General features: G+C 67.2%; 1 protein-coding gene. It reads right to left on the bottom strand.

Annotated features, from left to right (window positions below; translation table 11 throughout):
• The coding region (locus MOV74_RS39485) for a TIGR01459 family HAD-type hydrolase (RefSeq protein ID WP_246933035.1) at positions 1-644 on the bottom strand (644 nt) is incomplete at its 3' end.
• Positions 645-760: the final 116 nt, after the last annotated feature.

The raw sequence follows: 760 nt of genomic DNA, 5'->3' as shown, positions 1-760 counted from the left end.
AGCGCCGCGGCGAAGATCGGCGCGTGCGGCTTGCCAACATAGGTCACACGGCCGCCCAGCGTCGCGTAGAAGCGCGCCAATGCGCCGGGCGCCGGGATCAATCCGGTGGCGCCGAACATCGCGAGATCGGGATTGGCGCACAACATCGGCAGGCCGCGTGCAACGGCCCCGGTCAGGCACGCGCGCCAGTATTCGGGCTCGGCCACGGAGTCATCGAGACCTGCGAGCAGGATGAAATCGGCTTTCCCGATGTCGGTAACGAGATCGAGGTCGAGCCCGTCGACGATCGCCTTATCGCCGCCGCGCGCGATCAGGAAGCAGCTCTGGCCAAGTCCGATGAAGGGCTCCTGCGCGTGCGCCTTCAGGCCGTGCCACGTGACTTCGCCTGATGTCAGGATGCCGTCATAGGCCTCCGGGGAAAGACCGAGTGAGGCAAGTCGCGCAGCATTGCTGCTGGCGCGCTTGCCGGAGTTCGACAGCACGAGGATGCGCTTGCCGGCCTGGCGCAGGCGCGCAACGCAGTCGCGCGCCTGGGGAAAGACGGCCTGGCCCTTGTGCAGCGTGCCCCATTGATCGAGCAGTACGTGATCGAAGTGGCCGGCGATCGTGCCGAGACCTTCGATGTCGATGATGTCGGCTGTCATGGCGGGGCGCCTCGCAGTGCGAGCAGCGCCGCGCCGTAACTGGCCTCCGTCTCTTCGGCGACGGTCACGGCAACGCCGAGGGCGCGGCGCCTGATCTCGATCCAGGCCGCGTTTTT

Source organism: Bradyrhizobium sp. SHOUNA76, from assembly GCF_023006445.1.
Lineage (GTDB): Bacteria > Pseudomonadota > Alphaproteobacteria > Rhizobiales > Xanthobacteraceae > Bradyrhizobium.
This window is presented reverse-complemented; position numbering and strand designations above follow the sequence as displayed.